General features: G+C 36.6%; 15 protein-coding genes and 1 riboswitch. All 15 genes read right to left on the reverse strand.

All coding sequences use genetic code 11. From position 1 onward, the window contains the following. Window positions 1–5 precede the first annotated feature (5 nt). Entirely contained in the window at window positions 6–1,082 is a 1,077-nt protein-coding gene (locus MHB74_RS18535) for a BMP family lipoprotein (protein WP_061678185.1), read from the reverse strand. Window positions 1,083–1,174: 92 nt separating this feature from the next. Continuing rightward, window positions 1,175–1,900, reverse strand: a complete 726-nt coding sequence (locus tag MHB74_RS18540; RefSeq protein ID WP_061678186.1) for a GntR family transcriptional regulator — start codon at window positions 1,898–1,900, stop codon at window positions 1,175–1,177. Window positions 1,901–2,133: 233 nt separating this feature from the next. Continuing rightward, a riboswitch (purine riboswitch) is annotated at window positions 2,134–2,235 on the reverse strand. A gap of 203 nt (window positions 2,236–2,438) precedes the next feature. Further along, entirely contained in the window at window positions 2,439–4,823 is a 2,385-nt protein-coding gene (locus tag MHB74_RS18545) for a DNA translocase FtsK (protein ID WP_061678187.1), read from the reverse strand. Between the two features lie 213 nt (window positions 4,824–5,036). Further along, complete coding sequence (locus tag MHB74_RS18550; protein WP_000605027.1) at window positions 5,037–5,240, reverse strand: YlzJ-like family protein; 204 nt, start codon at window positions 5,238–5,240, stop codon at window positions 5,037–5,039. Further along, on the reverse strand, window positions 5,237–5,986 hold the full coding sequence (gene tepA / locus MHB74_RS18555; protein WP_061678188.1) for a translocation-enhancing protein TepA: 750 nt from the start codon (window positions 5,984–5,986) through the stop codon (window positions 5,237–5,239). The genes MHB74_RS18550 and tepA overlap by 4 nt, the downstream gene beginning before the upstream one ends. A 104-nt stretch (window positions 5,987–6,090) precedes the next feature. Further along, on the reverse strand, window positions 6,091–7,761 hold the full coding sequence (locus MHB74_RS18560) for a ribonuclease J (protein WP_061678189.1): 1,671 nt from the start codon (window positions 7,759–7,761) through the stop codon (window positions 6,091–6,093). A gap of 750 nt (window positions 7,762–8,511) precedes the next feature. Continuing rightward, window positions 8,512–9,390, reverse strand: a complete 879-nt coding sequence (gene dapA / locus MHB74_RS18565) for a 4-hydroxy-tetrahydrodipicolinate synthase (protein WP_061678190.1) — start codon at window positions 9,388–9,390, stop codon at window positions 8,512–8,514. A gap of 11 nt (window positions 9,391–9,401) precedes the next feature. Then, complete coding sequence (gene dapG / locus MHB74_RS18570) at window positions 9,402–10,634, reverse strand: aspartate kinase (protein ID WP_000692479.1); 1,233 nt, start codon at window positions 10,632–10,634, stop codon at window positions 9,402–9,404. Window positions 10,635–10,657: 23 nt separating this feature from the next. Then, entirely contained in the window at window positions 10,658–11,704 is a 1,047-nt protein-coding gene (asd, locus tag MHB74_RS18575; RefSeq protein WP_061678191.1) for an aspartate-semialdehyde dehydrogenase, read from the reverse strand. Window positions 11,705–11,854: 150 nt separating this feature from the next. Next, window positions 11,855–12,454 (reverse strand): dipicolinate synthase subunit B, encoded by a 600-nt coding sequence (dpaB, locus tag MHB74_RS18580; RefSeq protein WP_001049480.1) that lies wholly within the window; start codon window positions 12,452–12,454, stop codon window positions 11,855–11,857. Next, window positions 12,451–13,353 carry a dipicolinic acid synthetase subunit A gene (gene dpaA, locus MHB74_RS18585; RefSeq protein ID WP_000954736.1) on the reverse strand — a complete coding sequence of 301 codons (903 nt, stop codon included), beginning with the start codon at window positions 13,351–13,353 and terminating at the stop codon, window positions 12,451–12,453. The genes dpaB and dpaA overlap by 4 nt, the downstream gene beginning before the upstream one ends. A gap of 273 nt (window positions 13,354–13,626) precedes the next feature. Next, window positions 13,627–13,878, reverse strand: coding sequence for a YlmC/YmxH family sporulation protein (locus tag MHB74_RS18590; protein WP_060631972.1), 252 nt, complete (start codon window positions 13,876–13,878; stop codon window positions 13,627–13,629). 130 nt (window positions 13,879–14,008) lie between these two features. Continuing rightward, window positions 14,009–15,250 (reverse strand): M16 family metallopeptidase, encoded by a 1,242-nt coding sequence (locus MHB74_RS18595; protein WP_000593004.1) that lies wholly within the window; start codon window positions 15,248–15,250, stop codon window positions 14,009–14,011. Window positions 15,251–15,336: 86 nt separating this feature from the next. Further along, the gene (locus tag MHB74_RS18600) at window positions 15,337–16,236 is read right to left on the reverse strand and encodes a polysaccharide deacetylase family protein (protein WP_061678192.1); all 900 of its coding nucleotides are present in this window, start codon (window positions 16,234–16,236) and stop codon (window positions 15,337–15,339) included. 151 nt (window positions 16,237–16,387) lie between these two features. Further along, window positions 16,388–18,526 (reverse strand): polyribonucleotide nucleotidyltransferase, encoded by a 2,139-nt coding sequence (gene pnp, locus MHB74_RS18605; protein ID WP_061678193.1) that lies wholly within the window; start codon window positions 18,524–18,526, stop codon window positions 16,388–16,390. Window positions 18,527–18,594 lie beyond the last annotated feature (68 nt).

Raw genomic sequence — 18,594 nt, forward strand, 5'->3', positions numbered from 1 at the left:
TCTATTTATTTTTTTAGAGAAGCTTCATATTCTTTATACTCTTTATCTGTAGCTGGTACTTTAATTTCACCATCTGTAATTTTCTTTTCAAACTCTTCTACTTTTGTTAAAATTTCAGGGTTAACTTTTTTCACGTTGTCTGTTGTTTTTGCAATACCAACACCGTCATCTTTTAAGCCAAACGCTTCTACTTTACCGCCTTTTAATTTACCATCTTTCGCTTCTTGTGCTACTTTTTCAACAGCGATATCTACACGTTTTACCATTGAAGTTAATGTTACGTTTTCAGGCATACCTTCTTGGTTTTGGTCACGGTCAACACCAATTACCCAAACATTTTCACCTTTTTTCTTACGGTTTTTCGCTTCAGTGAACACGCCGTTACCTGTACCACCAGCAGCATGATAAATTACATCTACACCTTGACCATACATTGCTGACGCAAGAACTGTACCTTTTTCAGGTTTATCAAATGCTTCCGCATATTCAGATACGATTTCAATGTTTGGATTTACTGCCTTTGCACCGGCTTTAAATCCATTTTCGAATTTACTAATTAAATCACTCTTCATTCCACCAACAAATCCTACTTTATTCGATTTTGTTGACATAGCTGCTACCGCACCCACAAGGAATGATCCTTCATGATCTTTAAATGTAATACTTGTTACGTTTGGTGCATCTACAACAGTATCAACGATTGCGAATTGTTGTTTTGGAGATTCTTTTGCAACTTCTTTCATTGCACCTTCTAATTTATAACCGATTCCGAAAGATAAATCATACTTATCTTTTGAAAATTTCTTTAAGTTCGGAATATAATCTGCTTCTTTTTCAGACTGTAGGTAACGATAATTTGTTTTTTCCTTTAATCCATTATCTTTACCAAACTTTTTCAAACCTTCCCAAGAAGATTGGTTGAATGATTTATCATCAACGCCCCCAACATCTGTGACCATACCAACTTTGAATTCTTTATCTTCTTTCTTGTCACTACTCGCCTTATCCGAGTTACCACATGCACCTAAAACCGTGCTTGCTGCTAATGTTAATGATAATAAAAGACCTGTTTTTTTCTTCATACTAGAAACCCCTCCTGAAATTATATATATCTCTTTATTCTTACGCTGCTGTCCCTAACTTCTTGCTGTCACCTCCCTAAAATGGAACTTACCTACATACGTTTTCTTAATACGTGGAAACTAAACTTGTCAGCTCTAAAGTAATTGATAGAATATAAGATTGGCTCATCATTTTGATCATAGTGCATTTGTTTTAAAACTAGCAGTGCTGTTTCTGGTTCACATTCTAAAATCGGTGAGATTTTCGGATGATAGCCAATTGGCTCAATGTGTGCAACCGCGTATGTGATACGTTTATGCGTATTGTTATGTATCACTGTAAGCAATGATTCTTCGTTGTATCCCGATAAATCCGGCAAGATTTCTTTTGCAAGTTTATCGATACAATATACAACAGGTTCCCCATCTGCTGTACGCACACGCTCAATCATTACTGCATTAAAACCATCGTCACTATTAAACTTCTCTTTTTCTTCTTCTGTTAAACTTGTTGTAGATGATGATAAAAAGATAGTTCCTGGTGTTTTCCCCACACTAGAAATCATATCTGTAATGCTGGAAAGTTGTTCAATCCCAGAAGAAAATAACGGCTTTGCATTTACAAATGTCCCTACACCATGTCTACGAATGACAACATTTTCTTCTTCTAAAATACGCAGCGCTTCCCTTAAAGTCGCCCTACTTACACCAAGTTCTTTCGCTAAATCAAACTCTGATGGTAACTTCTGTCTTTCTTTGTAAGCTCCATCTTTAATTTTTTCTTTGATGTGATCAATCACCCGTAAATATAGGTGACGACTATCGGATTTTACTGACATAAGACTCCCCCGCATTTCAATTATTCGACCTCTGATGTAAGACTTCTTTTCTCTTTTTTCAACTTACAACATAATAAAAATTGCTAAATACTAAAAATAAACTTAATTGTCGAATAAATATTAATAATTTTTTAAGATAAAATTTTCACTCTTTACTGCATAAAAAAAACTTTGCACCATAAACATTCCTCATTTCGAGAAAAAGTTCGGCACAAAGATCTCTTACATCCTTTGTTACACACTTTTCCCCTCATAGTCCAGCAATTCATGGTTGCCAGGTAGAAACTTATGGACCTTATCTCCAAGATTATATGAGGCAGTGATTCTTTTCGAAGTAATCTTACCACTTGCTCTCATACGTGTCAACAAAATTTAACATTTTTCTACATTAAATATCGAACATTCACCAAAAACATATTCAAAGCATTCGTATTCTAAAGAACCCCTTCCAATGTAAGCCCTTTCTTAATCACTGAATATAGTATATAACAAAACCAGTATATAAAAAAGCCTAATTGTAAAAACAATTAGGCTTTTTTTATGAACTTTTTTCTTGTACATCATTAATGAGCACTTCTCGTGGTTTACTACCTTCATACGGACCTACTACACCATTCATTTCCATTGCATCAATTAAACGGGCAGCTCGCGTATAACCTACCCTAAACCTACGTTGCAACATAGAAACAGATGCTGTTTGCATTTCCACTACGAGTTGAACTGCTTCATCATATAATTCATCTTCTACTTCCTGCTTCGTATCAGGAACATCTTGCGGAATCATATCTTCTTGATATTGCGCTTTTTGCTGACCAATAACATATTCTACAACTCTCTCAACTTCATCATCTGATAAAAACGCACCTTGTACACGTACAGGCTTCGATGCACCGATTGGTATAAACAGCATATCTCCACGACCTAGTAGTTTTTCTGCACCACCACCGTCAAGAATTGTACGAGAATCTGTTTGAGAAGATACAGCGAATGCAATACGTGATGGAATATTCGCTTTAATAACTCCCGTAATAACATCAACTGAAGGACGTTGCGTTGCAATAATTAAATGAATACCAGCCGCACGGGCCATTTGCGCTAGACGCATAATTGCATCCTCTACATCCGATGAAGCAACCATCATTAAATCTGCTAACTCGTCCACAATGACTACAATATAAGGTAATTCCGGTTGTTTCGCTTCCGATTGACTATTATGTTCTTTAATATGATCATTATATCCTTCAATGTTACGCGTGCCACTATGAGCAAACAACTCATAACGACGCTCCATCTCGCTCACAACTTTTTTCAAAGCTTGCGATGCTTTTTTCGGATCAGTTACAACTGGTGTTAATAAGTGTGGAACACCGTTATATACATTTAACTCTACCATTTTCGGGTCAATCATCATTAACTTTACTTCATGTGGTTTTGCACGCATTAAAATACTAACAATAATACCGTTAATACATACACTTTTCCCGCTACCCGTCGCACCGGCTACTAGTAAATGGGGCATTTTATTTAAGCGGGCTAATACAGCTTCACCTGTAATATCTCGTCCAAGACCAATTAACAACTTCTCTTCTGGATGATTATTAGCCTTAGAATCAAGGACTTCTCTAAGTGTTACCATAGAAACTTCTGAGTTCGGAACTTCAATCCCTACAGCTGATTTCCCGGGAATTGGTGCCTCAATACGAATGTCTTTCGCAGCTAAAGCAAGTGCTAAATCATCACTTAAACTAACGATTTTGCTTACCTTTACTCCCATATCAGGATATACTTCATATTTTGTAACTGCAGGACCTCTATGTACTTTTGTTACTTTCGCTTTCACTCCAAAGCTTTGGAATGTACGTTCTAATTTACGAGCATTCTCATAAATTTCTGCATTTTCATTTGTAACTTGCTTGTTCTTAGGAAATTTCAATATATCAAGTGCAGGAAGCTTGTAATCTTTATTTTCTACATTTGAAAATTGCATAGGAGGCGCTTGTGTTTCACTCTCTAGCGATTCAACGATTTTTTCTCCACGCTTTTTCTTAGATTCTTCAACAGGCGGAGCCTCTTCAATAGACGGTGAAGTGATCAACTCTGCTTCCTGTATTTCGCCAATTCGTTTATCCTCTTCTTCATTTACTGGATAATTCTCAGTGAAATTCGAAATAATGGGAGGATCAATTGAGATTTCTTCCATCGGCTCAATAATTTCTTCTTGTTCTGCAGCACGTTTGCTCCTTGTGCTTCTCGTTGTTTTTTTCTTTTCTGTTTGTTCAGCCGTTCTTTTGGATCTCCAATCTTTATAATCCCCTTGCATTACTTCAAATTGACTTCTAAGGATTCTTCCTACAGGGGCAAGTACTTCCCCAATATGCTTATTTGTTATACAAAGTATGCCTAGAATCACTAAAATAATTCCAATAATATAGGCTCCTACTTCATCAAATAAGAAGTAACATGTCGCGAACATAAGCGCGCCAAACATACCACCGCCTAAATGAACGCTATCTGGACCCTTTTTCATTTCAAGAAAGAAGTTATCTTTCGTACTCACAATAACAGAAGTATTTTGCACTGCTCCATCTTTCGTAAGTAGGTTAAATAATGTAATATGACTAAACATTAATATCGCCAATACTATTAAATAAAAACCGATTAACCGTTTATTTAAAAGGTTCGGCCATCCACGTTTGATAACAAACGAAACCGATAAAGCTATTACACCTAACACACCAATTATGTACCACTCACCAAAGAAGAAGCGAAAAAATAACACAAACGATTTTCCTACAACGCCTAGCTGTAAAATCGTAATGATTGAAAGTGCAAAAAGAGTTAAACCGACGATTTCATAATACAAAGTTGGCTTTATCGTGCGTCTTGCTTTTGCCTTCGTCCCTCTTTGCTTTTGTTTTGCCATTTCTTCACCTCGTGTTCTACATGTAAATAGAGCTTCCTGAAAAAAAGCTCTACTTATATGTCTGTTTTCTCTATTTTTTCAGGTCTTATATCTTCTATTTTTACACTTCTTGTAAATTGTTAAATAAACAGAAGAAAGCAGCCCTCTCATGGCTGCTCAACCGTCTTGTTTTTTATATTATACCATAGCTTCTAAACAAAATCCTTCTTTTTGCTAAAAGGTTATTTTCTGACCAGGCTCAAACTCTAAGTAGTGAAGTGGATCCGTACTTAACACACGTACAATAGAATAATATCCATGTTCTTCTTCAGAAACCATTAACTCAACACCGTTTATATTTACAACTTTTTGACTTTCACATTGCGAATAATCGGCTGGATAGACAAGTTGCTCTGGCATAATTGTATATAAAATCATTGTAACATTGTCCCTTCTGCACGATCATCCCCGCGTGCATCTATTAATTCGTTCAATTTTCGAATCGCATTTCCGATACCACCGACATCATCTATAAGACCATATTTCACTGCATCTCCGCCAATTACATTCGTTCCAATATCTCGCGTCAAATTCCCTTTCGCAAACATAAGCTCTTTAAAACGATCTTCCGTTACTTTCGAATGCTTCGTCACAAATCGTATGACTCTTTCTTGCATTTTATCTAAATACTCAAATGTTTGCGGCACACCTATAACAAGACCTGTTAGACGAATAGGATGAATTGTCATCGTCGCAGTTTCCGCAATAAATGAATAATCCGTGGAGACAGCAATCGGTACACCGATAGAATGTCCTCCGCCTAGAACAAGAGAGACTGTTGGCTTTGAAAGCGAAGCTACCATCTCAGAAATTGCTAGCCCTGCTTCAACATCACCACCAACCGTGTTTAATATTAAAAGTAAACCTTCAATTTTCGGATTTTGTTCTATCGCAACAATTTGCGGAATGATATGCTCATATTTCGTTGTTTTATTTTGCGGTGGCAACTGAACATGACCTTCCACCTGTCCAATGATTGTTAAACAATGAATACGCGATTCATTCATTTGTGGTACATTCGTTTGTCCAAGCTGTTGTATTTTTTCCACTATTGAAGCTTCTTTTCCAGTTTCTTTCGGCTCAGCCTCTTTCTCTTCATTTGCATAACGATCACGTTCTGTCATATCGCATCCCCTTTCACTCGTATATCACTATTATTTCTTAAGTTATAAATTTCATTCGATAGAGTTTAAAAAGAAAAAAAGATCACCCGTAAAGGTGACCTTTTTTACACTTCCATAATAATCGGTAAAATCATAGGTTTTCTCTTTGTCTCTTCGTACAAGAATTGTCCTAATAATTCACGAATATTTTGTTTTAACATAGACCATTCAATTGAATATTCTTTAATTGATTGCTCAACAATCATACGTACAATCTCTGTAGAGCGGTCAATTAACGCTTCTGATTCACGTACATATACAAAACCACGTGAAATGATTTCTGGACCAGAAACAATTTTCTTTTCATCCTTACCAAGTGTTACAACAACTACTAATATTCCATCTTGAGATAACATTTTTCTATCTCGAAGAACGATATTACCAACGTCACCTACACCTAATCCATCAATTAATACATTGCCCACTTGCACTTTACCAACTAAGTTCGCTTCATCGTCACCAAAACCGATTACATCGCCTTTTTCTACGATAAAGATATTTTCTCTTGCAATACCTACATCTTCAGCTAAATATGCATGTGCTTTTTGCATACGGAACTCACCATGTACGGGTACAAAATATTTCGGTTTCATTAAATTTAACATTAATTTTAATTCTTCTTGGCTACCATGACCTGAAACGTGAACTTTTCTTTCACCGTAATAAACAACTTCAGCTCCCGCTCTAAATAACAAGTCGATAATTTTTGATACAGATATTTCATTACCCGGAATTGGAGAAGCCGCAATAATAACCGTATCACCTTTACGAATTGAAATTTGTTTATGAGCTTGCTTCGCCATTCTAGAAAGGGCCGCCATCGGTTCACCTTGGCTACCTGTCGTTAAAATAGCTACCTTTTTCTCTGGGAAATTGTCTACTTCTTGTAGTGAAATAACCATACCTTCTGGAACATCTAAATAACCAAGACGTCTTGCGATATCTACTACTTTCACCATACTACGTCCTACAACCGCTACTTTTCGTCCTGTTTCAGCAGCTGCATCAAATACTTGTTGAATACGATGTACATTCGATGCAAATGAAGCAACGATAATACGTCCTTCTGCGCCGTAGAACACTTTAGAAATTTCTACACCAACTTCTTTTTCAGAACCTGTATAGCCTGGACGCTCAGCATTTGTACTATCAGATAATAAGCACAGTACGCCTTCGTTTCCAATTTGCGCCATTTTCCCAAGATCTGCTCCACTATTTCCAATTGGAGTTTGATCGAATTTAAAGTCTCCTGTATATACAATCGCACCTTTTGATGTATGGAAACAAACACCAACAGAATCTGGAATACTATGTGTCGTTCCAAAGAATGACACCGTTGTAGTATTAAACTCTACTGTTGAATTTGAATCGATTGTTTTTAAGTCTACACGGCCTAACATACCCGCTTCGCCAAGTTTTTCTTGTATAAGTCCTACTGTTAATTTCGTTGCATACACTGGAATAGATAATTTACGAAGTACGTAAACAATACCACCGATATGATCTTCATGACCGTGAGTAATAAATAAACCTTTTACTCGCTCTTGGTTTTCCACTAAATATGTAATATCAGGAATAACGATATCAATTCCAAACATTTCATCTCCCGGGAACATTAACCCTGCATCTACAATAAAGATTTCAGAATCAATTTCAACACAGTACATGTTTTTCCCGATTTCACCTACTCCACCAAGAGCAAATACTTTAACAGACTCATTCTCTTTTCTCTTCATGTTGTTGCCTGGTTTAAAAATCTTTCAAACACTGATTTCACTAAAATTGCAGAGACACCAGGGGAAACTCTACAACCACCATATATTCACCGTCCAAGACGAATGTCCTTACCGTTATGCGATATCATGTCCTTGTTTATTTTTTAAACCAGGTTTCACCTCTCTTTCATTATATAAATCAAATATCTTATTCGATATGATATGAAAATGTAATCAAATTATAATTTTTTACCAATTTTGCTAAGCATACCCGTACTAAGCTACTTAGCCATATTATACCTGATACAAGAAATAGAACACAAGTTAAATCGTGCGAAAGAATAGGTAAAAGAACGGAATTATAACAAAAGTATCGAACGTATTTCCTTTATATTTACTTCGATTTTATACTCCATATTATTTTGAAGAAATAGCCATACATACGCTAAATTCATTTCATAATATGGATTTTCAAGACTTATTTTTCTAGAATTGAACAAAAACACTTACAAAATGGAGTTTTTTTATGAATTACGTCACATCTGAGGGGATTTCTCTAAAAAACAGAAGCGGTGGTTTATTATGTTTATTCTAAAATAACTATGATTTTTTGATCCTTTTAAAGGGGGACGATTATTTTCTTATACACATTGCAATACATAATAAAAAAGCGGTTAATAATCTTATAAGTATTCATGTAGGTAAGAAAAGAACGGCAAAGATTTTCTTACCAATAAAAAATGACCTAGTTCTACACTAGGTCATTTTTTATTAACGAGGGATAGATTGCATAACAGATTGTAACGTTACTCTTTCTTCTTCTGTTAACGGAAGAAGTGGTAAACGTACAGAACCTACATCTAATCCAACCATTTGTAACGCTGTTTTTACTGGCGTTGGGCTTGGCGCCATAAATAATGAATCCGTTACTCTTACAAGTAATTGATGTAATTTTTGCGCCTTCTTGAATTCTCCTGCTTGGAATGCTGCAATCATTTCTTGCATTTCATTTCCAATCACATGAGATGCTACAGAAACGATACCTTTCGCTCCAACTGCCATAGCTGGTAACGTTAAACCATCATCACCGCTGTATACTGCAAAGTCGTCCGCTGTTTTTTCAATGATTTCTGTCATTGTTAACACATCGCCGCCTGCATCTTTAATCGCAACAATGTTTTCTATTTCTGATAAACGAACAACTGTATCAACGGAGATTTGTACAATAGATCGTCCTGGAACGTTATATAGCATAACCGGAAGCGGCGTACTTTCAGCAATTACTTTAAAGTGCTGATACATTCCTTCTTGACTCGGTTTGTTATAATACGGTGCTACTAGCATTACTGCATCAACACCAACTTCTGTTGCCTTTTTAGTTAAGTCAATAGAAGCATGCGTATTATTACTACCTGTTCCAGCGATTACGGGCACCCTTTTATCGACAACAGATACGACATGGCGATATAACGCTACTTTTTCTTCTGAAGTTAATGTAGGAGATTCGCCTGTCGTTCCTCCTACCACGATTGCTGTTGTACCGTTATCTATTAAATAATTTACCAATTTCGTTGTCTTTGCAAAATCGATATTTCCGTTTTTATCAAACGGAGTTACCATCGCGGTTGCAATTGTCCCAAAATCTATCATGGTCTCACTCCTTATTGTTCCAGTTGCTTTTCTTTTGAAAGCTCAAACGCACTATGTAATGCATTTACAGCCTCCACTAAATCAGTTTCTTTTACAAGAACCCAAATTGTCGTATGGCTATCTGCCGATTGCAGAATTTGAATACCTTTTTCCGCTAAAGCTGTAACGATTTTCGCAGTAACCCCTGGGTAGCCTGCCATTCCAGCTCCTACAATAGATACTTTTGCACAATGCTCTGTCACAATTGGCTCATATCCAAGGTTTTTTAATAATTCAACTGCACGACTTGATACACTATCACTCACCGTATAAGCTACCCCAGTAGGTGAAATGTTAATTAAATCGACACTGATTCCTTCATTCGCCATTTCTTTAAACACATGCTGTTGTAAATCATATGCTGTTTCTTTTGCAAGCACTTTAATTTGCGTCACATTTGATACATGAGCGATACCTGTAACAGGCCGTTCTTCTACATCACGGCCTTTTGTCGCACCATCCGATGCTGAAATAAGCGTACCTTCACTATCAGAATACGTAGAACGTACACGAAGTGGTACTTTCGCATGCATCGCAATTTCAACTGCACGTGGATGAACGACTTTTGCACCTTGATATGCCATATTACAAATTTCATTGTACGTTACCGTTTGAAGATGACGTGCATCTTTTACAATGCGAGGATCCGCAGTCATAACACCTTCTACATCTGTAAAGATATCAATAAATTCAGCATGAAGCGCAACACCTAATGCAGAAGCTGAAGTATCGCTACCTCCGCGTCCAAGTGTTGTCGTATCACCTTTTTTCGTTTGTCCTTGGAATCCTGTAACGACGATTACATCTACATTTTCTAGCTCTTCATGTATACGATCGCAATTCATTTCAATAATCTTAGCATTCGTAAAATCATCATTTGTTACAAAACCAGCTTGTGCACCATTTAACGCTGCTGCTTTTATACCATTCTCATTTAACATATTAGAGAAGACGATTGCTGAGATTAATTCTCCGCATGATAATAATAAATCTTGCTCACGATTAGAAATGCGAGATTCCTCTTGATTTACAAGACTTAACAAAGTATCAGTTGCATATGGTTCACCTTTACGGCCCATAGCAGATACAACAGTAACTACTTTATAACCCGCATCTAGCGATTTTTTTATATGATGAAGCGCATGCTTACGTCCATTTTCATCACGTACAGATGTGCCACCAAATTTTTGAACAATAATTTTCATATTTTGCACCTTCTCTTAGCCGTTTACACTAATTGTAATTTTACTAAGCGCTCTGCAATTTGAACAGAATTCCATGCAGCGCCTTTTAATAAGTTATCAGATACGACCCAAAGATGGAATCCTTTATCGTTATTTAAATCTTTACGGATTCTTCCAACGAATACTTCGTTTTTACCTACTGCAGTAGCTGGCATTGGATATAACTGCTCTTCTGGGTTATCTTGCAGAACAATACCTTCTGCATTCGCAAGTAAGTTTTTGAATTCCTCTACTGTTACACCTTCTTTTTCTACTTCGATGTAAACAGACTCAGAGTGACCTGATACAACTGGTAAACGTACACATGTTGCCGCTACTTCTAGCTCTGGCATATGCATAATTTTTTTCGTTTCATTAATCATTTTCATTTCTTCAAACGTAAATCCATTATCTTGGAATTTATCAATCTGTGGAATCGCGTTGAAAGCAATTTGGAAATGTTTCTTATCACCTGATACAGGTAAAACATTTGCCTTCACTTCTTCGCCATTTAAGATTGCTTGTGATTGTTCATGAAGTTCTTCAATCGCTGCCGCACCAGCACCTGATACAGCTTGATATGTGGAAACGATTACTCGTTTTAAACCATATTGCTGACGAACTGGCTCAAGAGCTACTACCATTTGAATTGTAGAACAGTTTGGATTTGCAATAATACCATTATGTTCTTTTAAGTCGTTTTCATTTACTTCAGGTACAACAAGTGGCACGTTTTCTGTCATACGGAATGCACTTGTATTATCAACAACAATCGCACCGCGCTTTGCTGCTTCTGGCGCTAATTGTTTTGATACAGATCCACCAGCACTAAATAGTGCAATATCTACTCCTTCAAAACTTTCAGGAGTTGCCTCTTGAACTGTAAATTCTTCGCCTTTAAATACAAGTTTCTTACCTGCAGATCGTTTAGATGAAAGTAACGTTAACTTCCCGATTGGAAATTCTCGTTTCTCTAAAGTATTTAACATTTGTTCACCAACTGCGCCGGTTGCTCCAACTACAGCGACATGAAAAGTTTTTTGCTTTTCCATCACTATGCCCCTTTCTAGATACCAATCCTTCTATAACTTAGAATCAGAAGGAGTATACAATACCCCTTCTAATCTTAATAACGTTAATTTTATCATATTCTACAGTAAGAATGATGGTTTCATCAAAAATTGTCCGTTTTTTTTCGTTTTTTAATTCATATATCTGAATTTTTCTACGACAACCGGTTGCAATTGCTTCCCTTGCAATGCTTCTAATACTGTATCTTCCAGTAGCTCCATGCGAGCTACCATTGAGTTCGGTTTTTTCTCTGGTGCATCTTGGCCGAATGGGACGAAGTAGATGTTTTTTGTTGCCATTAGGCGCATTAAGTTTACGCCATTAAGTCCTAAAGCATCATTCGTCGAAACAGCCAATACGACAGGCTTACCATTTCTTAACGTCGCTTTCGCTGCCATTAATACTGGAGAGTCTGTCATTGCATTTGCAAATTTACTCATAGAATTCCCTGTTAGTGGTGCAATTACCATGCAATCTAGTGGAATTTTAGGTCCTAGTGGTTCTGCACCAACGATGGAATTAATTGCTTTAAAGCCTGTTACTTCTTCAATCTTTTTAATCCACTCTGCTCCTTCTCCAAATCTCGTATTTGTTGATTGAACAGTGTAAGAAACAACAGGACGTACTTCTGCTCCCTCAGCGATTAATTTTTCTAAGTGAGGCATTACTTCTTCATACGTACAATGTGAACCAGTAAAACCAAATCCTATTCTTTTCCCTTTTAAATTCATTCCCCATTCTCCTTTCTTGCGATTACATCTTCTGCTAATAACTGAGAAAGAACGTTCGCTAAAATTTGTCCTGCTGTTTTCGGAGCAACAATACCTGGTAATCCAGGTGCTAACAGCGCTTTAACTCCTCTTTTTTCCGCATATCTAAAGTCGGTACCGCCTGGTTTAGAAGCTAAATCAATTACTAACGTATGAGCCGGCATTTTTGAAATGACATTCGCTGTCACAACGAGATGCGGAATTGTATTAATGACAATATCGATATTCCCTACTTCTTTCTCAATATCTTGCATATGAAAAGGAGAAAACATCATTTCTGTAATACGTGCAATATGTTCCGATCGTCTTGCTCCAACTTTGACATGGGCTCCTAATGATTGAAACGCTCTGGCAACACTCATCCCTGTTCTACCAAATCCTAAAACCATTACATTGGAACCATGAATTGTATAGTCGGTATGTTGAATTACCATCATTAATGTACCTTCTACAGTCGGAATAGAATTGTAGATTGCGACATCATCACGATCAAATAATTTAACAAGTTTTCGGTTTGTAGTAGATACGAGATTTTCCAAGTAAGGCGTGCCAATACCTGAATATATAGTAAAGTGTTCTGGTGTATTTTCAATTTGTTCTTTCGTTATAGAAACTTTCTCGTTTGAAAAAATAGTATCTACTTCTCCCTTGGCATTTGTACCTGCAACTGGCAAAATAATTGCATCTACAGAAGTGAAATCTAAATTTTGTATACTTTCTTTTGCTGCCCCTGTGAAGCCATGATCTAACTGGTCAAACCCTATCAATGAAAGTTTCGCATCCAATTCAACTAGCTTGCGAATTACTTCTAGCTGTCTTGCATCTCCTCCTATGACAGCAATATGCATCTCAGTCAACATTCCCTAATTCACCTTCTTTTTCTGTCATTTATAAGAAAAGTGCCTACTTTTTCTTTTTCCTCCACATCATATGTAATGTACGAGTTTTAGGTGATTGAAAAACAAAAAGCACACATGATTGATCCCGCTCTTTGTATGCAGAAAGACCTCCCCTCAAAATTCCGCATATGAGAGGACATTATGTAGGAAATTGATTGCCCGTAAAAGCTCGATTCATGTGAGCTAATACTCTGCGGGGAATGCGCAAAAAAAGATGACCAAAATGGCCATCTTTCACTTCGAATTTGGACGATCTGTAATATCACAAAGGATCATATCATGCCCTACTTTCTTAATTTGGCTCCACGTGACTCTTACTTCTTGTGGTTCCTTTTTAAAGCCTCCCCATTTCCCAGCAGGTATGATAAGAGCCTGTATTTGACCATCCTTCTCATCAATTTCTAAATCCACATAACCTAGAACCCCCATTTTTTCGGCTCTTTCTAAATTTACGATCTCTTTACCGCTTAATTCACTTAATCGCATACGCTCTCCCCCTACAGAAGTTATGAATGTAAGTTATCTATAATTAGTACCTATTCTGTATATCCCAAAAAAATAACCGTATCTCATTTAAAAGAGATACGGTTATTTTTACATACTTTATATAAAGCAATTATAGTTTTATTCCTTTTGGAAGTTTTCCATCTGGACTAATTAATGCTGCAGAGAATTCATCTGTAAACATGTTACGAATTAACTCATCAACATTTGCTTTCGTTACAGTGTTTACACTTTCAATAATCTCATCAAGTGAACGATGCTTACGAAGTAGCAATTCATTCTTACCATTGCGGCTCATACGGCTATTCGTACTTTCTAAGCTTAACATTAAGTTTCCTTTTAATTGCTCTTTACTATTAATAAGCTCTTTTTCTGTAATACCTGTATTTTTCAATGTTTCTAATGTTTCCTGCATTGTGTCATACAGTGTATCTAATTGTTGGCTACCTGTTCCACCATACAGCGTTAACATACCTGTATCTTCATAAGAAGAATGGTAAGAAAATACTGAGTAGGCTAACCCGCGTTGCTCACGTACTTCTTGGAATAAACGGCTACTCATACTACCGCCTAAAACGTTATTTAATACAATTAAGTTATAAATATCTTCGTGTCCCATTTGTAAGCCTTTATATCCTAAACATAAATGAGCTTGTTCTGTTTCCTTTTTACGTGCTACCTTATTAAAATGGAAAATTGGGCTATGTACTTGTTCACGGTTTGTTGTTCCTTCATAACTACCGAAATATTGCTCTACCGTTTGTAAAAAGGCTTCATCAATATTTCCTGCAACTGAAACAACGACATTTTCAGGTGTGTAATGATCTTTTATATATTGGCGTAGCGTATCACCTGTAAACGTATCAAGCGTTTCTTCAGTTCCTAAAATAGGATATCCAAGCGGATGCGTTTCATATGTTGCTTTCGTTAACATATCATGTACAATATCATCTGGAGCATCTTCGTACATTTTAATTTCTTCACATACGACATTCTTCTCTTTTTTCAGTTCTTCCTCATCAAATGTTGAATTAAAGAACATATCTGCTAATACATCTAAAGCATATTTAGCATGCTCATCTAGCACTTTTGCATAGTAACAAGTGTATTCTTTTGAAGTAAAAGCATTCACTTGCCCACCAATGCTATCAAATGATTCTGCAATTTCGCGTGCACTTCGTGTTTCCGTCCCTTTAAAGAACATATGCTCTAAGAAGTGGGAAACCCCATTATTTTTTTCATTTTCATTTCTTGATCCCGCATGGATCCAAATACCAATCGCAACCGATCTTACGGTTGGTATATTCTCCATAACGATTCTTACACCATTTTTACAAGTATATTTTTTAATCAAAAACTTTCCTCCTACTGCCAGTTTCTCTAAATAATTGCTATTATTTAATGATAACAAGTTTAAGGATGAATGTCATGCAAATGTATTTAATCCACACGTTTTTCATCCAGTAATTCTGTTATATTCCCTACTCGATATCCTTGTTCCTTCAATTTTGTAATCATTGTATCTAATGCTTCTGCTGTAGATGAAGTTGGATGCATTAATACGATAGCACCTGGATGTATTTTTCTCATTACTCTCTGCAATAGTACATCTGGATCAGGTCGTTTCCAATCAATTGTATCGACAGTCCACATGATCGTTCCCATTTGGAAATCATCAGCAATTTTCACGACTTCATCCCGAAAACTTCCACTCGGCGGAGCAAACCATCTCACCTTTTGATTCGTAGCAACTTCAATCATTCGATTTGTTTTTTGTAACTGATCTCGTATTTCATCAGACGATAGCGTTTTCATATTAGGGTGTGTGTAAGAATGATTTCCAACTTCTTGATTTGCATCGACAATCATTTTTGCAAATCGCAAATTTTCTTTCACCCAGCGTCCTTCTAAAAAGAAAGTCGCCTTCACATCATGTTTTTTCAATATCTCTAATATACGCGGCAAATACTCGTTTCCCCATGCCACATTTATTGTTAATCCCACCATCTTTTTATTTGGATGTCCCCTATAAATTGGAGCTGGTGATAAATCTTTTAAGTGAACACTTGGGGATACTTCCTTGAATTCAAGATTTTTTTGATCAAATTTCCTTAGCTTCTTCATATTATTATAAGATGCTTCGATATCAACTTGTCTTCCATTATATCCCGGTGTTGCTTTCCATATTTTATCAATCATCGCATTTTGAGGTGCAATCTCATATTGTTTTGCATGTTTTTGAATTTCTTCATACAAGTTATCCTGTGCAAAAACGGAATAAGAGCCCACACTGACATATAAAAAGAATATACATATGTATGCCAATATACGAACTTTCATATAAACCCTCCCATTAACTATATAAATACCTTTTTCTTCTTATCTTTGTTAATTTGAGCGTTATAATGAAAACTATACCTATACTGACATAAAAATATATATAAATCATATTTTTTACATAACAAAAAAAGCCAGTTCAACTGGCTTTTACTTATTGCTGCTCTTGTTTGTTTTCTTCTTTAGCAGCTTCTTTTTCTTGCTCTTCTTTTAGCAATACTTTTCTAGATAGATTCACACGACCTTGCTTGTCAATCTCGATAACTTTAACTGTAATTACATCACCGATCTTCACAACGTCTTCTACTTTACCTACACGCTCAAGTGCAAGTTCAGAAATGTGCACTAATCCATCTTTACCGCTGAATAGTTCAACGAAAGCACCGAATTTCTCAACACGTTTCACTTTTCCTTCGTAGATTTCACCTACTTGTACTTCGCGAACGATATCTTCGATAATTTTCTTAGCTTTGTCATTCATTTCTTGATTTATTGAAGAAATGAATACTGTACCATCTTGCTCGATATCAATTTTAACGCCAGTTTCTTCAATAATTTTATTGATTTGTTTACCGCTCGGCCCAATAACGTCACGGATTTTATCTGGGTTAATTGTCATTGTAATAATCTTTGGAGCGTAAGCTGATAATTCAGTACGTGGCTCTCCAATAACAGATAACATATGATTTAGAATGTGCACACGACCAACTTTCGCTTGTTGTAATGCCTCTTCTAAAATTTCACGAGATAGACCATCGATTTTAATGTCCATTTGTAGTGCAGTAACACCTTTTGCTGTACCTGCTACTTTAAAGTCCATATCACCTAAATGATCTTCCATACCTTGAATATCAGATAAAATTGTGTAATGCTCACCAGTTTTAACTAGACCCATTGCAATACCTGCAACTGGAGCTTTAAGTGGAACACCAGCATCCATCATTGCTAAAGTACTACCACAAATACTTGCTTGTGAAGTAGAACCATTTGATTCTAAAACTTCAGATACAAGACGTACTGTATATGGGAAATCTTTTTCAGATGGAATTACAGGTTCAAGAGCACGTTCTCCTAGTGCACCGTGACCAATTTCACGACGACCTGGTCCACGCATCGGTCTTGTTTCACCAACACTAAATGATGGGAAGTTGTAATGGTGCATGAAGCGTTTTGATTCTTCTACACCAAGACCATCTAAAATTTGCACATCGCCTAATGCACCTAATGTACAAATACTTAATGCTTGTGTTTGTCCACGTGTGAATAAACCAGAACCGTGTGTACGAGATAAAATGCCAACCTCTGATGCTAATGGACGGATTTCGTCACCTTTACGGCCATCTGGGCGGATTTTTTCAACTGTAATAAGACGACGTACTTCTTCTTTTACAATTTTATATAAAATCTCATTTACTTGTCCTAATGTATCAGCGTCAGCTTCTTGCGCTTCGTAATGCTCAATTACACGCTTTTTCACTTCGTTAATTGCATCTTCACGTGCATGTTTCTCATGTACTTGAATTGCAGAATGCATATCCTTCTCAGACATTTCACGTACAGCTTGATTAAGATCAGCGTCAACTTCATAAAGTTTCACTTCTGATTTCTCTTTACCTACAGCTTGTACAATCTCTTCTTGGAATGCAATTAGACGTTTAATTTCGTCATGTCCAAACATAATTGCTTCTAACATCGTTTCTTCAGGCACTTGATCTGCTCCTGCTTCAACCATGTTAATTGCATCTTTCGTACCAGCTACAACAAGGTGAATATCACTTTGCTCTTGCTGTTCTACTGTTGGATTAATAACGAATTCGCCGTTAATACGACCAACTGTTGCACCCGCGATTGGACCTTCAAATGGAATATCTGAAATCGATAACGCTAATGAAGAACCAAGCATAGCTGCCATTTCAGAAGAACAATCTTGATCAACACTCATTACAATGCTGACAACTTGTACTTCGTTACGGAAACCATCTGCGAAAAGTGGACGAATTGGACGGTCGATTAAACGACTTGCCAAAATTGCTTTTTCACTTGGACGACCTTCACGTTTAATGAAACCGCCAGGAATTTTTCCGACTGCATATAAACGCTCTTCATAGTTTACTGTAAGTGGGAAGAAATCTACATTTTTTGGTTCTTTTGATGCAGTTGCTGTAGATAGAACCGCTGTATCGCCATATCTTACTAATACTGCTCCGTTCGCTTGCTTCGCAAGCTGACTTGTTTCAACTGTTAGCTGACGACCAGCTAAATCTATCGAGAAGACTTGCTTTTCTTGACTCATTTAAGTACCCCTCTCAATTTAAAGTATTCAATTCTTCTATGTAAATGGATAGTATATCACAATATTCT

The organism is Bacillus sp. FSL K6-0069 (genome assembly GCF_038007785.1).
Taxonomy (GTDB): Bacteria; Bacillota; Bacilli; order Bacillales; family Bacillaceae_G; genus Bacillus_A; species Bacillus_A mobilis.